The organism is Microbulbifer sp. MKSA007, assembly GCA_032615215.1.
GTDB lineage: Bacteria > Pseudomonadota > Gammaproteobacteria > Pseudomonadales > Cellvibrionaceae > Microbulbifer.
On the sequence record CP128433.1, the window covers coordinates 1,534,640 to 1,552,880 of the forward strand.

The 18,241-nt window shown below is 46.5% G+C and carries 17 protein-coding genes; 14 read left to right on the forward strand and 3 right to left on the reverse strand.

The genetic code is table 11. From position 1 onward, the window contains the following. Positions 1-56 precede the first annotated feature (56 nt). Positions 57-668, forward strand: a complete 612-nt coding sequence (locus QT397_09545; GenBank protein ID WNZ57563.1) for a CoA pyrophosphatase — start codon at positions 57-59, stop codon at positions 666-668. A 263-nt stretch (positions 669-931) separates the two neighbouring features. On the opposite strand, the gene QT397_09550 is transcribed toward QT397_09545, so the two are convergent. After that, positions 932-1,207 (reverse strand): nuclear transport factor 2 family protein, encoded by a 276-nt coding sequence (locus QT397_09550; GenBank protein ID WNZ57564.1) that lies wholly within the window; start codon positions 1,205-1,207, stop codon positions 932-934. 396 nt (positions 1,208-1,603) lie between these two features. Here QT397_09550 and QT397_09555 point away from each other — a divergent pair, with 396 nt between their 5' ends. Continuing rightward, a complete protein-coding gene (locus QT397_09555) occupies positions 1,604-1,897 on the forward strand; it encodes a hypothetical protein (protein WNZ57565.1) in 294 nt (97 codons plus the stop codon). A gap of 521 nt (positions 1,898-2,418) precedes the next feature. Here QT397_09555 and QT397_09560 read toward each other — a convergent pair. Beyond that, the gene (locus QT397_09560; protein ID WNZ57566.1) at positions 2,419-3,183 is read right to left on the reverse strand and encodes a LysR family transcriptional regulator; all 765 of its coding nucleotides are present in this window, start codon (positions 3,181-3,183) and stop codon (positions 2,419-2,421) included. Positions 3,184-3,294: 111 nt separating this feature from the next. Here QT397_09560 and QT397_09565 point away from each other — a divergent pair, with 111 nt between their 5' ends. From QT397_09565 to QT397_09605, 9 genes are all read left to right on the forward strand, one after another. Then, on the forward strand, positions 3,295-3,672 hold the full coding sequence (locus QT397_09565) for an isochorismatase (GenBank protein WNZ57567.1): 378 nt from the start codon (positions 3,295-3,297) through the stop codon (positions 3,670-3,672). 11 nt (positions 3,673-3,683) lie between these two features. Then, on the forward strand, positions 3,684-4,601 hold the full coding sequence (locus QT397_09570; GenBank protein ID WNZ57568.1) for an alpha/beta hydrolase: 918 nt from the start codon (positions 3,684-3,686) through the stop codon (positions 4,599-4,601). A gap of 416 nt (positions 4,602-5,017) precedes the next feature. After that, positions 5,018-5,428: a hypothetical protein gene (locus QT397_09575; GenBank protein WNZ57569.1), complete on the forward strand. Its 411-nt coding sequence runs from the start codon at positions 5,018-5,020 to the stop codon at positions 5,426-5,428. A gap of 539 nt (positions 5,429-5,967) precedes the next feature. Next, a complete protein-coding gene (locus QT397_09580) occupies positions 5,968-7,785 on the forward strand; it encodes an ABC transporter ATP-binding protein/permease (protein WNZ57570.1) in 1,818 nt (605 codons plus the stop codon). Between the two features lie 66 nt (positions 7,786-7,851). Next, entirely contained in the window at positions 7,852-9,573 is a 1,722-nt protein-coding gene (locus tag QT397_09585) for a Zn-dependent hydrolase (GenBank protein WNZ57571.1), read from the forward strand. Between the two features lie 218 nt (positions 9,574-9,791). Beyond that, positions 9,792-10,631, forward strand: a complete 840-nt coding sequence (locus QT397_09590) for a right-handed parallel beta-helix repeat-containing protein (protein ID WNZ57572.1) — start codon at positions 9,792-9,794, stop codon at positions 10,629-10,631. 275 nt (positions 10,632-10,906) lie between these two features. Then, positions 10,907-11,563: a glutathione S-transferase family protein gene (locus tag QT397_09595; protein ID WNZ57573.1), complete on the forward strand. Its 657-nt coding sequence runs from the start codon at positions 10,907-10,909 to the stop codon at positions 11,561-11,563. Positions 11,564-11,891: 328 nt separating this feature from the next. Then, complete coding sequence (locus QT397_09600; protein ID WNZ57574.1) at positions 11,892-12,383, forward strand: hypothetical protein; 492 nt, start codon at positions 11,892-11,894, stop codon at positions 12,381-12,383. A 20-nt stretch (positions 12,384-12,403) separates the two neighbouring features. Further along, entirely contained in the window at positions 12,404-12,742 is a 339-nt protein-coding gene (locus tag QT397_09605) for a YnfA family protein (GenBank protein WNZ58530.1), read from the forward strand. An 83-nt stretch (positions 12,743-12,825) separates the two neighbouring features. Here the strand turns inward: QT397_09605 and QT397_09610 are convergent, their stop codons facing one another. Next, positions 12,826-13,806, reverse strand: a complete 981-nt coding sequence (locus QT397_09610; GenBank protein WNZ57575.1) for an alpha/beta fold hydrolase — start codon at positions 13,804-13,806, stop codon at positions 12,826-12,828. A 365-nt stretch (positions 13,807-14,171) separates the two neighbouring features. On the opposite strand from QT397_09610, the gene QT397_09615 reads away from it, so the two are divergent. The 3 genes from QT397_09615 to QT397_09625 all read left to right on the forward strand — a co-directional run bounded on the left by QT397_09615 (position 14,172) and on the right by QT397_09625 (position 18,237). Continuing rightward, on the forward strand, positions 14,172-15,566 hold the full coding sequence (locus tag QT397_09615) for an SWIM zinc finger family protein (GenBank protein WNZ57576.1): 1,395 nt from the start codon (positions 14,172-14,174) through the stop codon (positions 15,564-15,566). Next, positions 15,553-17,052, forward strand: a complete 1,500-nt coding sequence (locus QT397_09620; protein ID WNZ57577.1) for a DUF5691 domain-containing protein — start codon at positions 15,553-15,555, stop codon at positions 17,050-17,052. The genes QT397_09615 and QT397_09620 overlap by 14 nt, the downstream gene beginning before the upstream one ends. A 105-nt stretch (positions 17,053-17,157) precedes the next feature. After that, positions 17,158-18,237: an AAA family ATPase gene (locus tag QT397_09625; protein ID WNZ57578.1), complete on the forward strand. Its 1,080-nt coding sequence runs from the start codon at positions 17,158-17,160 to the stop codon at positions 18,235-18,237. Positions 18,238-18,241 lie beyond the last annotated feature (4 nt).

Below are 18,241 nucleotides of genomic sequence, written 5' to 3' on the forward strand. Positions count from 1 at the left end.
AACGGTATGATGAATGTTATGGAGCCCCCGCAGCGATCGGGGCAGGGCACAGATTTATGCTAGAGATTATTGAACAGAAAATCGTAGGGCAAATTGAGGACTTGGAAGCAAGGGTTCCGGCAGGACCTGACCTGCAAGGCCATGCCGCAGTACTGATTGCCCTGACAGAAGAGCCGGACCCACAAGTAATTCTAACTAAGCGCTCTGCAAATCTCTCTACACATTCCGGTGAAGTTTCTCTCCCTGGGGGGCGCTGGGATGCCACGGACCCATCGCTTCAATTTACCGCCTTGCGTGAGGCGGAAGAAGAAGTCAGCCTACCTATGGATGACGTACGCGTACTCGGCCCCCTTTGGCCGCGGACTACCCGCTGGCAGGTACATGTGACCCCTTGGGTAGGGATAATTTCACCGGATATCCAATTATTCCCAAACCCAGGAGAATTGGATGCAGTATTTCGAGTCCCCCTGTCTTTCTTTCTTGCAGACCCGCGTATTCGCACTGATCGTATTATTATTGATAACCAGGAAATATACCTTCCGGCGTATATGTATGAAGACTTCGAAATTTGGGGCTTTACTGCAGGGGTATTAACCGAATTTTTAGTAAAAATATTAGGGGCATCAATAGGGCGCCGCGATGATGTGCCGCTGCGTGCACTTAATTAGCTCGGCTTACTAATTAGAATTTTTTTATTTTTTGGGAAGCCCTGGTATCGGCTCACCTAAGTCATCCCAAGCATCGATTAGTATTTTCATTATTTTTCCGGCATCGGGATCGGCGCTGAGGATTGGGAAATCAGGGGCTTCAGGAAGTTTAACTTCTTCTCCTCGTCGACATTCGATTAACCAGTTGTCATCGACTTTAACGAGTTTGTCCCGGTACTCTCCAACAGCAGAAATGCGATAGCCGGATCGTGTTGCTATGATTTCTACGGTCGTTGCTTTCCCTGAGGCGGATTGCCCATCTTCAGAAATAAAATGTAGGGGGAGCTTGTAATATGCCGGCTTCCCAACTTGCTGTGAACCGCTGCGTAGCGCTCCAGTTTTTCTCTTCCCCGAATCATAATATTGCCATGCTCAAATCGGCCATTGGGTGTAAATAATGAGGCCCAGCCTCGGGCATCATTGCTGTCGATAGTTAATGTATAACGGGCGAGTAGATCACTAATCGCTAGTCGATCTTTTAGCTGTTGAATCTCATCCATTTCTTCACCTTGACCTTTATCGCCAGTAGCTATTGAAGAGGATAGTTTCTAGTGATGGTTTTTGGGGGCGCACCTAGGATATTAATTGAGTATTAATCAAAACCTGTTATCTAACCCGGAATCCTGTAAGTAACCTTGAGAGAATTATTAATAAAATTGGGAAGTGTTTGTTTGTGTAAAGTGAAGCAATACCAAGCCCTAAAATCCTTTGTCGTTTGGTGACTATTTCACGGTTTTAGCTAATGGTGGGATTTATTTGAGACGTAAGTACTAGATATACTGTAAGGTTCTTATATCCTTAATTTTTCTTATTATATACGTTATTGGATTGCTTGAATGAGATCTCTCTCTTTTTTCTGTGTGTTGCTGGGAATCGGATTAATCCAGGCTTGTGCAATGTCCACTGTACCTCCTAAGTATCAGGGACAATGGGCTGGAACCGAGGAATCCTGTAACGCTTCTTCATCGGCCGACTCGATGACACTGGCGGATAGTCGTATTCAATTTACGGAGTCTTCAGGCCAGTTGATGTCTGCTAGCCAGAGTGATGGCAATCTTCATCTGGTTTTCAATATGCAGGGTGAAGGAGAAGCTTGGAAGTCAGAGGAGGTGTACTCTCTGATATCTGGCGGAAAGGTACTGGTGCGTTATACCCAGGATTCTACGTTTAAGTACTTTCGCTGCAATTGATTGGAATTGAAGCCTGCGGAAAATAGTTGAAAAATAATAAGAAAAAAATCATAGAGCCCTCCACTCCTCAAGCTTACAGTACAGAGTATGAAATCTGAGGGCGTGGAGGCTGGGCTAGCATTGAGAATAGAACTCAGTCGTTTAAATGACTGGAGCTTGCAGCTCTGGTCATTTAAATGTGGATTTGCTTGGTAAAATAACTATTCGGTCCAAGCGTCAATTTTGCCTTGCATTTCTTTGTGAAATGGATAAGCCCCTCCTTGTACCTATTGAGTTAGTAGGCTATCTGTAGCTCCCTGTAAAATGACAGGTTCGTCATTGCTAAAGTTTAAAATGGAAGTCTATTCGGATGGCTGTAAGGTTAGCTTGATGCTTTTAAATAGACGAAGCCTGTTTCTACCATTAATTTTTACTACAGGTTTGTAATTGGGATTTAATAGCCTTAATAAAAGTCTGTACTTTTGTTGGCGGCCTTTTGGAAAACAGATGCATATAATGGATGGGTGCAGCGGCAACAGATGTTATAGGGCAAAGTGTGCCGGTATCCACTTTTTTCGAGCGATAATATCGGGCAACCTGGCAATCCCAATTCCGGCTTCGGTTAACTGTACTATATCGTGTAAGGAGTTACAGCGAACCTTAGGCGTGGCTTTTACCTGAATCCCACTATTCAATTCATACTTTAATGGCATGCCCTGCCAATCATTAGCGATATGCGGCCAATTTTGTAGTTCAGCAAGGTCTGAGGGAATGCCACATAGCTTTTCAATAAGCTGCGGGCTGGCGTAGAGACTTTCTCCTAACAATCCTAACTTTGAAACTTTTGCCGATTGAAGTGCAAGACTGCCTACTCGAATGGCCAGGTCTACCTGCGATTCAATCAAATCCATGGGGGAGTCATTGGCTAACAGCCTGATTCTCAGTTGCGGGTGCTGCTCGGCCAACTTAATGATTGCAGGAATAATTACTGGTTCGCACAGTGCGTGAGGCGCTGTTACTGATAGGGAGCCCGCCAATTTGTCACCGCTATTCCTAAGCCCCGCTATTGCTGAGTTATAAATATCTTTGATCTCCCGGCAATGGGCGTAAAACTCTGAGCCGGCCTCGGTGAGAGATAGGGAGCGGGTACTGCGGTAAAGCAAGCGGGTGCCGATATCAGACTCCAGCCGGGTAACTGCTTGGCTTACTGCCGATTTGGTGCGCTCCAGGCGGTCGGCTGCCAGTGTGAAGCTGCGCGCCTCTACAACGGCTAGGAATACCTGCATATCCTCCAGGCTTGGCTTCATTGTTTAATTTTCCTAAACACTAATATCAATTAATGGATGTTTATCACAACCATGGCCATGGGGCAATCTATAGGCACAAGGTCGTTACCTATTACAGAAGAGGATTTTGATATGAGCGACATTCTGATTGAGAAAACAAAAGCTGCCAGTGAACAGTGGAAGTCTTACTTCAATAGTGGCAATGCAGCTGGGTGTGCATCCATGTATGAAGAGCAGGCTCAAATGACTGCCAAACCCTTTGGCCTGTTCGAAGGTCGAAAGAATATACAAGCTTTCTGGCAAAATCTGATAGATCAGGGTTTTGCGGATGTGGCCTATATTGGAGCAAAAATTGAAGTAGTTGATGAAGCCTCAACCGTGCTCTCAAGTAATTGGAAAATGAACAACGCAGAAGGTGTCATTACTCGTGAACTCTGGGTCCTACAGGAGGACGGTTCTATGCTACTGCGTGATGACCAGTTCGAAGCTATAAATCCTAGCGAAAAGTAAGGGTGCTAGACGTGAGTGAATTTTGGAATAGCTTTACCCGTGAGAAAACGGACGAGCAATATAACCCTACGTTGTGGACCCGCCGTCTTCCAACTGATCTTCTGCTGCCTTCTCATGCTGAGTTTACTGGCAGTCGTAGCTTGGCATATCGCAACGCGATTAAGGACGGTTTACAAACTGTCAATTTTGGGGAAGGTGATTTAGCTGGCTCGATGGATGTTTTCAGGTCAGACGAAGTTGCTGAGGATGCACCGGTCGTAATTTATATTCACGGTGGCTGGTGGCAGTGGTTTTCAAAAGAGCAGTTTTCTTTTCTGGCCGAGCCTTTTAATAAAGAGGGGTTTGCGATCTATATGCCGGGTTACCGTATGGCCCCGGATTGGGAAAATGATACTCCAATGGAGTCTATTGTCTCGCAGGTACAGTGGGCAGTGGCGAGCGTGCTGAAAGAGGCCGAGGAAAAAGGGGCTCCATCTGTCTACATCGTGGGGCATTCGGCAGGTGGCCAACTGGTAGCACTGTTACATCAGACGGATTGGAGTCAATTTGGCGTACCGGCGTCTGCTCAAAGTAAGTTTAAAGGTGCATTTTCCCTGGCGGGACTATTTGACATTCGCCCACTGGTCAATAGTTTTGTCAATGACATCATTAATATGTCGATGGAATCCGCCGAAAAGGTGAGCCCCCAGCTGTTAGAGCCTGGTATAGACAAAACTGAATGCCCGCTACATTTAATTGTGCCTGAATTTGATACACCAGAGTTTTTTCGGCAGACGAAAGAGTATCAGGAGAAAATGCTAAAAATGGATAATCCCTGTTATTTCAAGTTAGCGAATAATCGGGATCATCTTGACTTGATAGAAAACCTAGTTAACGATCAAGATGAAGTTATGAATTACATGATCAGTAATATGCAAGAGAAATTTTAAGAGGTTGTTTTTAATTCTGCTGCTGAAATTAAATTAATTGAATTTATTTGATTCCCTCTGTTGGTTGGGTAGGCCTCAGCTTTGTCGGTTGAGGCTCTATTCGACATAAATAGTGCCATATGCTTTGCCCGTCGACGGGATGGCGTGATTCTTTTGGTTTCTAGTGTAATAAATTGTTAGTAGGTCTCGACATATCCGTAGATTTTTTTCATGCCGGTAAATATCTATCAGGTTGATATATTTTTTTTAATGGTTCTTTGCTGGGGCTAAGCATAAAGTTGTTTTCGTTGTCTAGGAAGAAGGTTGTTTGATTCAAAATAAATCTGTTTTCGGGTTTGCTAAGTGATAAATGACAGGTCTTTAGTTTTCATGTTTTTACACGAGGTTTGATTTTAATAAATTAAGGAGGATTTAATATGCCAATGGTCAATTTCTCTACATTGGTAGTGCCCCGGGGGTTGAATGTACCAACGGAACAGGATTTTGAGGATGCAGTTGAAGGGTATATTGATGTTGAGGCTTTGGGGGCGTTAATTCCCCTGGGTACTCAGGATGTTTATGTTCCTGGCCCCAGAACATTTGCTGGATTCAAGTACGAGTGGAGCTGCACTGCCTTCAGGTGGTCTGTCTGGGGGCATGGCCCAGATTCGAGAGCAAATCCTAACCATTTAGCTGCGCAAGAGTGGACGCTAAGGGTTAAAAAAGGTAACCGATTTCTAACTTATGCTGAGGTTGGTCTTGGACCAGGTAGAGCTATCTTTCCCGGAACTCGTTGGGTTAGGGGGAATAATGCACAATATTCGCATATTCCCCTTATGTTAACTTGATAAGATGAATAAAAAGTTACTTATATAGTGGCCCGCCGACTTAACTGACGTTGCTTAAAGATTGGTTCAGATATGCTGTTTTTTACAAGTTAAGAAAGGCGGGCTTAAATAACTCTTCTTGTTAAAGAAATAGACGAAGAATCTCATTCTATATGTTTAGAGGTTGATAATTCAGTATTGTTAATTCCCAGTGTATGAGAATGTCACCGTTAAACTACCCTAATAGATAAACAGTTCTGGGCGAGCAGGAAAAAATAATAAATAGCTACCTTGCAAGGGAATTGCACACGAGTTTTATTGTAAGGTTTAGCTATAACCGGGCCGTAATTTTATTGGGCAAACTTCAGGGTTTATAAGGTTTCGCCAATTGGGGTTTTTCTGAAGCAATATGATTAAGTCTGGCGGCTTACTGTGTCTTTATGAGTTTAGAAGGTAGATCCTATAAGGAAATACATCTCTTCCCCATTTGAGAGTAAGCGTCTATATAAATCTAATCTACGAATTATAATGGGCGCTTGTTTCCTCCTCCTGGATAGATTATGCCGAGACCCAAATCCACTGTCTCTTTGGATGAGGTGCACTGGGGTGCACTCAAAACCCTCTTCCCCTACTTATTGGAGTTCCGCCGCGCCGTAGTCTTGGCGATCCTCTGCCTGATTGGCGCCAAGGTTGCGGGCGTTACCCTGCCATTTTTGCTCAAACATATTGTCGATGACCTGGATAGTGCTGGGGGTATGGCCCAGGCAGTGGCATTACCTTTGGGGCTGCTGTTGGCCTATGGGGCTGTGCGCCTTTCCAGCACTCTGTTTGGCGAACTGCGAGACACGATTTTTGGCCGTGTCACTGAGCGGGCCCAGCGCCGGGTCGGGTTGGAAGTGTTCCAGCATTTGCACAAACTGGACCTGGATTTTCACCTGAACCGCCGTACCGGCGGGCTCTCTCGGGATATCGAGCGGGGCAATAGCGGCATCGGGTTCCTGATGCGGTTTATGGTCTTCAATATCGTACCCACGCTGGTAGAGATAGCTATGGTGGCGGGGTTGCTCTGGTGGAATTACAGCGGGTTATTTGCGCTATTAGTGCTGGCCGCAGTGATTATTTATATCGGCTTTTCTGTGGTAGCCACTGAATGGCGTACGCGCTTTGTCAGGGAGTTGAATGAGGCGGAGTCACAGGCCAGTAGCCGTGCAGTTGATAGTCTGCTCAACTATGAGACCGTTAAATACTTTGCCAATGAGCGACATGAATCCGGTCACTATGACCGGGAGCTGGCCAGTTGGGAGAAGGCCCGGCGTAAGAACAGGCTGTCCTTGTTTGGCCTAAATAGTGGCCAGGCGCTGATTATTGCCAGCGCTATGTGTGCAGCAATGGTTCTTGCCGCGGTAGGAGTCACCAAAGGCACTATGACCATCGGTGACTTCGTATTGGTGAATGCCTTTATGATGCAGATCTTTATACCGCTAAATTTCCTCGGCTTTGTGTACCGGGAGATGAAAGGGGCACTGGCAAATATTGAGAAAATGTTCTCTTTACTGGCGGTAAAACCTGCTGTGGAAGATCTTCCCCAGGCGGCCCCCCTCACCGTGATGGAGGGCCGAATTGAGTTTGATAACGTCCAGTTTGGCTACAAAGATAATCGCCAGATCCTCAAAGGTATCAGCTTTGCTGTGGAGCCACGGCAAAAAGTGGCAATTGTTGGCGCTAGCGGTGCAGGTAAATCCACCCTCTTTAAGCTCCTGTTTCGTTTTTATGACGCTAACAGCGGTTCCATTTCCATTGATGGCCAGGATATTCGCAGTGTTTCCCAGGAGTCGCTGCGCAGGGCTATTGGTGTTGTGCCTCAGGATGCAGTGTTGTTCAACCAGTCGATTCGGGACAACGTGCGGTACGGACGTGTAGATGCCTCAGATACTGAGGTGGATGAGGCGATCCGTCACGCCCAGCTGGAAGGCTTTGTTCAGCAACTGCCAGAGGGGGCCGATACCCTGGTGGGGGAGCGGGGTCTCAAATTGTCCGGAGGGGAAAAGCAGCGGGTTGCTATCGCTCGGGCCCTGCTGAAAAAGCCTCCGATTATGATCTTTGACGAAGCGACCTCATCTCTCGATAGCCACTCAGAGCAGGGCATAGTGGCATCCCTGCAGGAGATCGCCCGCGAGCAGACATCGTTAGTGATCGCTCACCGCCTCTCCACAATTGTGGATGCAGACTGCATTCTGGTAATGGATCAGGGCGGAATAGTCGAGCAGGGAGCTCATCGGGAATTGATGCAGGCTGACGGACACTACGCGGCCCTCTGGCGTATGCAGCAACAGGAGCGTGGAACTGAGACCCAAGCGGCCGAGGTGCCTACGCCATGACGGTTGATAAATCCCTACAGCCAGACTAATGTGGCGCCGATACAAAAAAATGATAGGCAGAGCGATATGACCATTCCTTTTCAGGCTACCAAGATAGCGGCAGCAGTGTTGGCACTGGCCCTTGTTGGCGCTTGTTCCAAAAAAGAGCAGCAGCCCGAAGAAGTTGCCAAAGCGGAAGCTGAGGCTCAGATTGTAGAGTCCAAGACGGTACCTGTGCCCTCAGGCCAAAAGGTAGAAGATGCGGATAAGCGTTTTGATATCTATGTACCGGTTGAGCTCACTGCAAATCTAAGCGGTCTCTCCGACAACCAGCGCAAAATGATTGGCCTGCTGATTGATGCCAGCCAGATTATGGATCGCCTGTTCTGGTTGCAATCCTACGGCCCAGCTGAGGAATTGCTGCCGGATATTGAAGACAACCGCGCTCGTAAGTTTGCCGATATCAACTATGGCCCCTGGGATCGCCTTAACGACAATAAGCCGTTTATTGTTGGTTATGGAGATAAGCCCCTGGGTGCTAACTTCTACCCAGCGGATATGACCCGCGAAGAGTTCGAGAAATGGGACCAGGCAGGAAAAGACGGCTTGTACTCCTTGGTACGCCGCAATGAGTCTGGCAGTCTCGAACTGGTGCCTTACAACGAAGCCTACAATGCGGACCTGAATAAGGCGGCCAGCATTCTGCGCCAGGCAGCCGAACTGGCTGAGAGCAAGGAATTTTCTAACTACCTCACCATGCGTGCCGATGCACTTCTCTCCGATAATTTCCGCCCCAGCGATATGGCCTGGATGGATATGAAGGAGAATGATATCGATGTGGTTATTGGTCCTATTGAAAACTATGAAGACCAGCTGTTTGCCTATCGTACCGCTTATGAGTCCTACGTCCTGCTGAAAGACAAAGAGTGGAGTCAAAAACTGGCCAAGTTTGCCGCTCTGCTGCCCGAGTTGCAGAGAGGTTTGCCGGTTGAGGAAAAATACAAATCTGAAGAGCCCGGTACTGATTCAGACTTGAATGCCTACGATGTACTCTTCTACGCCGGCCACAGTAACGCGGGCTCCAAGACTATTGCCATTAACCTTCCCAATGATGAGGAAGTACAGCTGGCCAAAGGCACTCGCCGTTTGCAGCTGAAGAATGCAATGCAGGCCAAGTTTGACAAGATTCTGGTGCCGATCAGCGATGTATTGATTGCAGAAGATCAGCGCAAGAATATTACCTTCCCGGCTTTCTTTGCCAACACCATGTTCCACGAAGTGGCCCACGGTTTGGGAATTAAAAAGACCGTAGAAGGCGGAAATAATGTTCGCCAGGCTTTGAAGGAAACCTCTTCCGCCCTGGAAGAAGGTAAGGCTGATATCCTCGGTCTGTACATGGTTACCCGCTTGCATGAAAAAGGTGAGCTGGAAGAAGGCCAGTTGATGGATAACTATGTCACCTTCCTGGCGGGTATTTTCCGCAGCGTACGTTTTGGTGCGGCCAGTGCCCACGGTAAAGCCAACATGATGCGCTTTAACTACTTTAAGGAGCAGGGTGCCTTCACTCGCGATCCCAAGACTGGTCAATACAGTGTTGATTTTGAAAAGATGCAACAGGCGATGACCAACTTGTCTCGTTTAATCATTACTATTCAGGGTGATGGCGATTACGAGAAAGCCAAATCATTGCTGGAGACCAAAGGCGTAATTGGCCCTGAACTGCAGGCTGATTTGGATCGCTTGGCTGAGGCCAGTATTCCGGTTGACGTTACCTTTATCCAGGGTAAAGAAGTACTTGGCTTGAAGTAATATCCTTATCTTTTGTTAAAAAAACCCGGCACCGGCCGGGTTTTTTTGTGCCCCTAATTTTTACCCCCCTTCGATTTGCTGTTTCCCCGCTGATTGCAGCTTAGTACTTTAGGTACTTTTTCTTATGGCGGAATTAATAGTCAGGTCCAAACTAAGGAGGCAGTCTGTATCCCAGGCCAGGAAATCCAATTCATATTTAAAATTGACAGAGGTTCTACATGGATATTAAACAGTCAGTTATTAAGTTATTAATATTAAGCGTAATGGGGCTATTTACAGCGTCATACTCTTTTGTAGCATCAGCTCAGGTATCCTGTGGTGATGTTATTACAACCGCCGAAGTGCTTACACAGGATTTATCCTGTGACCTTACTGCTGCTGATCCAGATGCCCTGACTATAGTTGGCCCTGAAGGTAGCTTGAGTATGGAAGGCTTCTCTGTGACCTGTGCTACAGGCGCGGGATTTGGTGGTGCTGGAATACGTATCCAGGGGCAAGGCGCGGTGCTGATTGGCGGTACCATTGATGGATGTTTTGACAATATCTTTATAGAGGGTGTGGGTTATCACACGGTCATAGGAACTGAACTTATTAATAGTGTTGACGATGGTATTGATATTGACAGTATCTTTAACATTATTAATGGATGCATAATTACCAACAGTGGTCGGGTGGGTGTTGATATGGATGATGATTTCAATACTTTCTCTTCTTGCATCGTCACCGGCAGTTTCTCTGATGGGATTCAGATAGATGATAGCTTTTCAAGTGTATTTAATAATATATCCACCAATAATGGTGGGGCAGGAATTTTAATCGAAGGCTCATCCAGTAATGTAATCTCCCAAAATATAACAACAGATAATGGAGATGGAGATACTGCTGATGGTGGTATCGTACTGGAATCCACCAATTCAACTAATAATATCATAACTGGGAATATCTCTTCAGGTAATGATCCCTTTGATTTGAATGATACGGTTGACCCTACTTGTAGTGGCACCAACACCTGGTACGCTAATGATGCCATTACTAAAAACCCGAGCTGCCTAGATTGAATTTTTAAGCTATTTGAGAAACTTAAGTTGTACTTCTTTGGCGATTCAATTGAATAGAGAGAGTTAGCTTTAACTTGAGTCGCCATTTAATCTCCTCCAAGTTTGTGAAGGGATTCAAAAAAATAGCTGTTTGTGCTGATTCATTGATGACCATGAATGGCAGTACAGTTAATGCGCAATAAATTTGATGCTATATTCTAATTGTTTAGCTGTTGAACGGTATAATTGAAGCTATAAATTGATCAATATAATTCAACTATAACAATGGATTAATTATGTCTCGTGTTCTGTACTCGGGTACTAAAAATGCATCCACTTGGGCTTTTAGGGCTTGGCTGGCACTGCGTGAACAGGAAGTTCAGTTTGAGGAAGTGGTTGTAGATATTCGTCGGCCACAGCGATTCGAGAACTTACAGCGTATAGGAGAGTTATCCCCTGCGAGATCAGTACCCGTACTGGAAGAGGGAGATATGATTATTTTTGACTCCTTGGCCATTATGGAATATGCCAATGACATAGGCTCTGGTGAACTGTTACCTCAAGATCCATTGATGCGGGCGCGAGCACGGGCCATGCTTAGCTGGCAACATTCTGGGTTGTCCGGGTTGTGTCCACGTCTGTCCTTTGAAAGTGCATTTTATCCAGATAAACGTTTAATGACCCCTGAAGAAGAGATGGATGCGGAGCGCTTATTTGCCGCCTGGGAAGGAGAGCTTGAGCAAAATGGTGGCCCTTACTTGATGGGCGCTTTGTCCCTGGCAGATTTAGCCTTTGTGCCAACCGTGATAAGAATTTTCTCCCACGCCCCAAATTTGCAGCCCTGGCCGCTTACTAAACTATGGATAGACCGGTTGCTGGCGCGTGACAGCGTAAAAGAGTGGATGTCAGAGGCCGCTGAACTGCCGCCGGTAGTACTGTCGGATTATCGGTAGGGACTAACTTCCGCAAAGATCAGGATTTTTTTAATTACTAAACCCGTTAGGTGAAGCTGTAACAGCTTCACCTTTTTTACTATTAGTGGCGTAAATTAATCGGAAAAAGAAGCAGGGTACGTATTTTTTATCGTAAGAAAGTTTCAAGCGCAATCACTGGCTAATAGTGATGCCAATGAGGTCTAAACTGTGCTGGGTTAACCAGTGCGCCAGTTGATGTTTGAGGCGATCAATTTATCAAATATTAAGGATAATATTTAGATCAATGAAAAGATTAGCCTTTAGTCTATGTTTCTTGTTGAGTAGTGGGGTACAGGCATCGTGCCACTTGGAAGAATATGAACGCTTTATCAATACTCAAAGCTTGGTAATGCTTGAAGCATCCGTGAAACTATTTGAGGAGGATAAGGAGAAGTTTAAAATTATTAAACCGTTTGTAAAATTGGAAGTGCGCAATAACAAGCTTAAGGTTTATGTGGCGAAGAAGTTGAGTGAGAAGGAATCCACCGTTCTTAACTTTGACGGCCCTATTGCGAATTACGTTCCCAGCGTATCGGTACAAATTATGCCGGATGGCTCCATACGGGATAAAGTTGATTTGGCGATGTCTGATGATGTTTTTTATCGCACAGAGAAAACTGCCATGGCACCACTGCAAAGCTTATATATGTTTAACGAGGGAATGAATGCAGCGGAAAAGAGAAAATTCACACGTGCAAGAAACTCCCTGAGTAAGCATATGGAGACCATTGAACAATTTTCATATATGAAAAGAGCCTTCACAATGCGTCTTGAAAATGTTTGTCCGGTAAATAGCTAAACACCTAGACGTTCATGCTACTGTTTGAAATAAAAACTATAGCTTTGTTCCTGGCTACGGCGCTTGCAGAGATAATAGGCTGCTACACGGCTTACTTGTGGTTAAAGCAGGACAAGAGTATTTGGCTTCTAGTACCTGGCGGTATAAGTTTGGCGATATTTGCTTGGTTATTGACGTTGCATCCGGCTCCAGCGGGCCGGGTGTATGCCGCCTATGGGGGAATTTATATTTTTTCCTCAATAATGTGGTTATGGCTGGTTAACGGTGTTAAACCCACTGTTTGGGATGTGAGTGGTGCCGCTGTAGCAATGCTGGGTATGGCTATCATTATGTTTTCACCGAGGCAGATGATCAATTAGATTTGATAAATCTATGCGCTTATTTAAGGGTGACTTTGTGATTTATCCTTAAAGCTGAGAAATTCTTGGATCGCGTAAATATCTTACAGTTTATTAAGCCAGCTGATAATTGCTTCGTGTTCAATATTTCCAATGGTCGATATGCTTGGGTGGCTTCTATTGGGAATTTTCACCAAATTAATATTTGATTGATCTAAAGCTATATAATTACCATAGGGTGCAATTAGATCCGAGGGGGAAGATATTAGCAGTATGGGGAGCTTGGAAGAATAGAGAAGGGGAAGTATATTGGTATCACTCGGTTCAATACCAGACTGCTCCAGAGCCAGATTTGCTCCTTTTCGAATTTTATTTTCGGGTATAACCCGGCTAAGTATGGGATGATTGAGCCTACCGTAGTTATACACGGCTTGATCAAAAGGGACCATTGGGGCAAGTAAAATAATTCCATTTAAGTCAGATCTCATGGCTGAGATATAGAGAGCCGTTAAGGCTCCCATAGAGTTTCCTACGATATATAAGGGCTTGTCCTTGATGTCCCCTTTACTGATGAGTGCATCAATAAGTTTATTGATGATTTCACTATCTCCTACACCATATTTTTTGGTGCTATTCGATTCCCCGTGACCAAGGAGGTCCGGAGCTACAACTTGAAATCCAAGAAAGCGAAAGTATTGAGCAGAAAATAACATGAACTCTTTTGATGATCGGAACCCATGTAATAAAATCACTGTTCCAGAATATTTTTCTTTCAGTGCATCTTTTGGTAAATCAAGTTTAACGGTGCTTTCTTTGCCGTCGGTGTCATATTTGACTGAGTAATGAATGCCGTCTTTAGATGAAGCAGGAGCGTGATAATACCTGATGTATTCTTTGCTTTTTTCTATATCATAGCTGCCTTTTTTAAACCCTAAGTCTTTAATTTGTTCTTGGGTTATTGTCTCATTGAAAGGAAAGCTTTCAGATTTTTCAATAATTTTGGCAATTCTCTGAGAGAAGCTAGACATGCTAAAGCATGTGCTAATGACAGCAAATATCGTATTTAGTTTAATTGCATTTTTCACTGGCCGTTGATATCCAATGGACCTAATCGTATAGAGAAGGATATCTTGTTGCGATTAGGTTTGGCTGGAATTGGTGCCAATATAGCCAGTTCCTGAAAATGGTAACTTATTTAGAGAGGCTAGGCGAAATCCCTCTAATGCTGGCAGGAGAGAACACCTTGTTTCTTTAGAGCTTGTTCGATCGTGCCAAATAAATGCTCGCCGAGTGTACTTTTTGTCTTAAATCAACAAGAGTGACGGCAAAATCAAAATTTGAGAAATTAGATTTTAATCTCTGTGGGCTGCGTGATACTTTATGCGCCACTATAGCTACATAGATGCGATTGCTGTATTTATGTACAGTATTGAGCTGTATAAGGCAAGAGATGAATATTTCCCTAGAGGTTGTGCAAGAACTGGCCCCAGACCAGGCTTCTTTAAACGCAGCCAAAAAACTGTTGAAGCCGGCTAAATGGCCTTTGCGCGGTAAAGCGGCTTCTGTAAATTGTATATGGGGGCAATGCCAAGGGTCGGGGGCCAATCCCTATTACACCATGGCAGATACAGTAGATCACGGTTACAAGTGTACCTGCCCCTCACGTAAGTTTCCCTGCAAGCATGTTCTAGCCCTTTTGTGGCAATTCGCCGACGGCCCGGATGACTTTATTGAGGCTGAAACACCGGAGTGGGTAGTGGAGTGGTTGGGGCGGCGGCGTAAGAGTAAGCCTGAAGCCCAAGCTGAGACAAAAGTTTCTACCAATAAAAACATTCACGGTATTTCTGAGGAAACCTCGGAAAGTAAAGAGGAGCAAGAAAAAAAGGAAGCGGCCAGGGCTAAGCGGGCAGCGCAGACACGCGCTAAAACCAACAAGAGTATCGCCACCGGGCTAGGTGAATTCCAGCAGTGGGTTGAGGATCAATTGCGTACTGGCATGGTGGGATTTCTCAAGGAACTTCGCCAGCGCTGCCGCTATATCTCTGCGCGCTTGGTAGACGCCAAAGCTGCCGGCTTGGCATCCAGGGTTGATGAGCTTCCAGCCAAGGCCCTGGGGCTTGCACCACAGAAGCAGGCGGAAGTGGTATTCAAGGAGCTGGGGCAATTAATGTTACTCAGCAGTGCTTGGCTAACCGATGAGGAAGATGTGGATGCTCGTAGAGCTATTGCCGTTGCCGAGAACCGTGACCAGGTCTTGGAAAACCCAGCCAGCCTCAGGCAAAGGGGCATTTGGCAGAATGTAGGAGAGAAAGTGAGCACCCGCCGCGATGGTTTGGTGAGCCACGCTTCCTGGTTGCTCAAGCTTGATAGTGACACCCCAGTATTTGCCCTGTTGTTGGATCACTATCCGGCTTCTGCGGGGCGCCGGGAGGTGGGCATTGGTATCGGCGCCAGTGTAGAAGGGGAGTTGGTTTTTTATCCCGGTCGCATGCCCCTGAGAGCTTTCCCTGTGGAGTTTAAAGTCGTGCAGGATGGTGTGAATCAGAGATGGCCAGCCCAGCAAGAGAGCGTGTTCTCCCACTACCAAAAGCAGCTGTCTCAGCAACCCTGGATAGAGCAGGTACCGCACCTTCTTGAAGGGGGCGTCTACTGCGCTGTGCCAACGGCCATTACTGGTGGCGCTGCTCGAGTGGTCAGCAAACGCTACCGCTCAACAATGAACAGATTCCTTCTCTATTACTGGGTTCAAAATTACAGGCGGCGTTTATTTTGTGGGATGGAAGCAGTGCTGAACTGCACAGCGCGCGGACAGATGAGTGGGGGACAATCGCATGCTAACGCCTGAGAAAATCCAGGAAGAGCAGTTGTTGGTAGAGCGCCTACAGCAGCGTTGGATGGTGGGCAGTGATTTGCCCTTAGAGCTCGACGCCCTACCTGAGTCCTGGCGTCCATTGTTTGAAGGCCTGGAAGAGGAGCGCTTGGCATCAGCGGCGGTAGCGCTTCTCAGCCAGCATCAAAGCGCACTCTACCAGCCCCAGGCTCCAGCAGAATTACGCGAATTTCCCTTGTTGCCCGAGTTGAATAAGCCCGTGCTTCCCTACCCAATGCGGGCCCATTTTCGTCGTGTCACTGAAAGCGTTCAGTCCCGCTCTATGGAGCAAACCGGATTGCTCCTGAAGTTGCTGTTACAGCGGGGATTTATTGCCCATCCTGCGGACTGGCTTCCCTCAAGTAATGATGAAGGCTTGCCGGAAGTATATCTTCCCTGGTCACAATGGGCCGCGAATGAGCGGGGTAGTATTGATAATACTGAAGTGTTAACTGAGGAAAACTGGGATGATTGGTATCCTGCCAGTCGCCTGGCAAAGCTCAGGGAGTTGCGCTTCAGTAAACCCGCCGCCGCTTTAAATTTGATCCAGACCTGCGCCGGGCGTGAACCCGCTGATAAACGTTTAAGGATCGTGCGAGTTCTTGCTATCCGGCTGAGTGAGTCCGATGGGGAATATTTACAGTCCCTGCTTAAAGATCGTTCACAAAAGGTGGCGCGTCTTGCCAATCAGTATTTATCCCGATTGGGATTGTCATCGGAACTTGAATCCAATACTCAGGAAGAGTCTTCTGCGCAGGAATTGGCTGAGTTTTACGAATTAAAAAAAGTGGGCTTGGTAAAGAAGCAGTTGCAACTATTGCCCCGCAAGCTCAAGAGCAAAAAACAGCAAGCCATTCGCTCGGAATTTTTGCAGAAGGTATCTCTACAAAGCCTTGCGGAAGCACTGGGTATCACCGTGACTGACTTAGCTGGGGCTTGGCAGCTCGATAAAAATCGTGATTATGATAACCACAGTTTTGTTACCAATGCGGTAGATACTTTGCCAGATAAGGCTATTGCCCTGTTGGTCACAAATATTGAGAGCTACCTGGATACCGGTGAGGCCGGTATGTCTCTCCTGCACAGTTTATTGCCGCGCCTGGAACAGTCCCGCCGTGCCGAATTGATGTTTGGACTTTTGCGTAATAAAAAGGCCAAGGTTGATTTTCAGGGTCTACTCAAGTTTTTGCCCGAACCGTTAACGGAGCTTTCCTGGGATGATTTGAAAAAAACGTCACCCTGGAAGGCGCTGTTAAAGCTCGTTGTCGAGGAATTAAGTGAGAGTGGTTATTTGCAGTCTATTTATCTACAGAGGGAGTTGACTGCGTTGGGCTTGATGTTACCCAGAGAGACCGCTCGACAGTTACTGGAAGCGCTTTTTGAGCAGGGCGTGCTACGGGCAGACCCCGCAACTGACTGTCTTCGATTTAATAGCGAGCTTGCCGGCGTGGATGGCCTTTAGTCCATACACACCCAACACAGATTTAATTTTAAGACCGATCGTTGCCCGGCAAAATTCATAAAATAAGCAGTGAATTTCCGGGCAGGTAAAACAAAAGGATTCCCCATGAGTGACGTACTTCGTCAACCCGCTGAAATTACCTACCAATCAGAACTGGATGCCTTAAAAGCAGAAGACACCGGAAAAAAACCAGAGAATTGGAGTCTGTCTCCGCAGGCAGTCGTGAAATACTTGATGGGCGGCACAACGGCTGAAGGTGCTGAGATAAGTGCAAAATATATCGGCAACCGCCGCCTGATTGAAACTGCTGTTGCCACCCTCGCCACCGATCGAGCACTGCTGTTACTCGGTGTGCCGGGCACGGCAAAGTCCTGGGTATCTGAACACTTGTCTGCGGCGATCTGTGGCAACAGTACCCGTGTGATCCAGTGTACGGCGGGCACCGACGAAAACCAGATTCGCTATGGCTGGAACTACGCTCAGCTACTGGCAAAGGGCCCCAGCAAAGAAGCCCTGGTGCCAACGCCTTTATATCGCGCTATGGAGCAGGGTACCTTGTGTCGCTTGGAAGAGCTGACTCGTATGGGTTCTGATGTTCAGGATACATTGATTACCGTGCTGTCAGAGAAAATGCTGCCGATCCCCGAGTTGAATGATGCGGTTTATGCGCAGCGCGGTTTTAATGTAATCGCAACAGCCAATAACCGCGATAAGGGCGTTAATGAATTATCCTCCGCACTAAAACGACGTTTCAATGTTGTGGTATTGCCGTTGCCCGATGATATGAATGAAGAGGTCAGCATTATTTCTCGCCGCGTGGCAGAGATGGGTGAGAGCCTGGAGTTGCCAGTACCGGCAAATGCCGGCGAAGAGATCGAGAAAATAGTGACCATTTTCCGCGAGCTACGCGGCGGTGAAACACTCGATGGAAAAATAACTCTGAAAACACCGTCCGGTAACTTGTCTACGGCTGAGGCAATTGCGGTAATGGTGGGTGGATTGAGCCAGGCGAACTGGTTTGGCGATGGTAAATTCAGTGCAGAAGAGCTTTCCAGTAATTTGGTGGGTGCCATTGTCAAAGATCCAGTGCAGGATAAAGCTGTATTGGAAGAGTACTTGGAAACGGTCCTGAAAAAGCGCCGAGACTTTGCCGGTTACTACCACACCATGAACGAAGTACTGTAAGGGA

Coding starts and splice junctions, on each gene's coding strand:
- QT397_09545 (WNZ57563.1), top strand. CDS start 57: ATGCTAGAGATTATTGAACAGAAAATCGTAGGGCAAATTGAGGACTTG.
- QT397_09550 (WNZ57564.1), bottom strand. CDS start 1,207: ATGGATGAGATTCAACAGCTAAAAGATCGACTAGCGATTAGTGATCTA.
- QT397_09555 (WNZ57565.1), top strand. CDS start 1,604: ATGTCCACTGTACCTCCTAAGTATCAGGGACAATGGGCTGGAACCGAG.
- QT397_09560 (WNZ57566.1), bottom strand. CDS start 3,183: ATGAAGCCAAGCCTGGAGGATATGCAGGTATTCCTAGCCGTTGTAGAG.
- QT397_09565 (WNZ57567.1), top strand. CDS start 3,295: ATGAGCGACATTCTGATTGAGAAAACAAAAGCTGCCAGTGAACAGTGG.
- QT397_09575 (WNZ57569.1), top strand. CDS start 5,018: ATGCCAATGGTCAATTTCTCTACATTGGTAGTGCCCCGGGGGTTGAAT.
- QT397_09580 (WNZ57570.1), top strand. CDS start 5,968: ATGCCGAGACCCAAATCCACTGTCTCTTTGGATGAGGTGCACTGGGGT.
- QT397_09585 (WNZ57571.1), top strand. CDS start 7,852: ATGACCATTCCTTTTCAGGCTACCAAGATAGCGGCAGCAGTGTTGGCA.
- QT397_09590 (WNZ57572.1), top strand. CDS start 9,792: ATGGATATTAAACAGTCAGTTATTAAGTTATTAATATTAAGCGTAATG.
- QT397_09595 (WNZ57573.1), top strand. CDS start 10,907: ATGTCTCGTGTTCTGTACTCGGGTACTAAAAATGCATCCACTTGGGCT.
- QT397_09615 (WNZ57576.1), top strand. CDS start 14,172: ATGAATATTTCCCTAGAGGTTGTGCAAGAACTGGCCCCAGACCAGGCT.
- QT397_09620 (WNZ57577.1), top strand. CDS start 15,553: ATGCTAACGCCTGAGAAAATCCAGGAAGAGCAGTTGTTGGTAGAGCGC.
- QT397_09625 (WNZ57578.1), top strand. CDS start 17,158: ATGAGTGACGTACTTCGTCAACCCGCTGAAATTACCTACCAATCAGAA.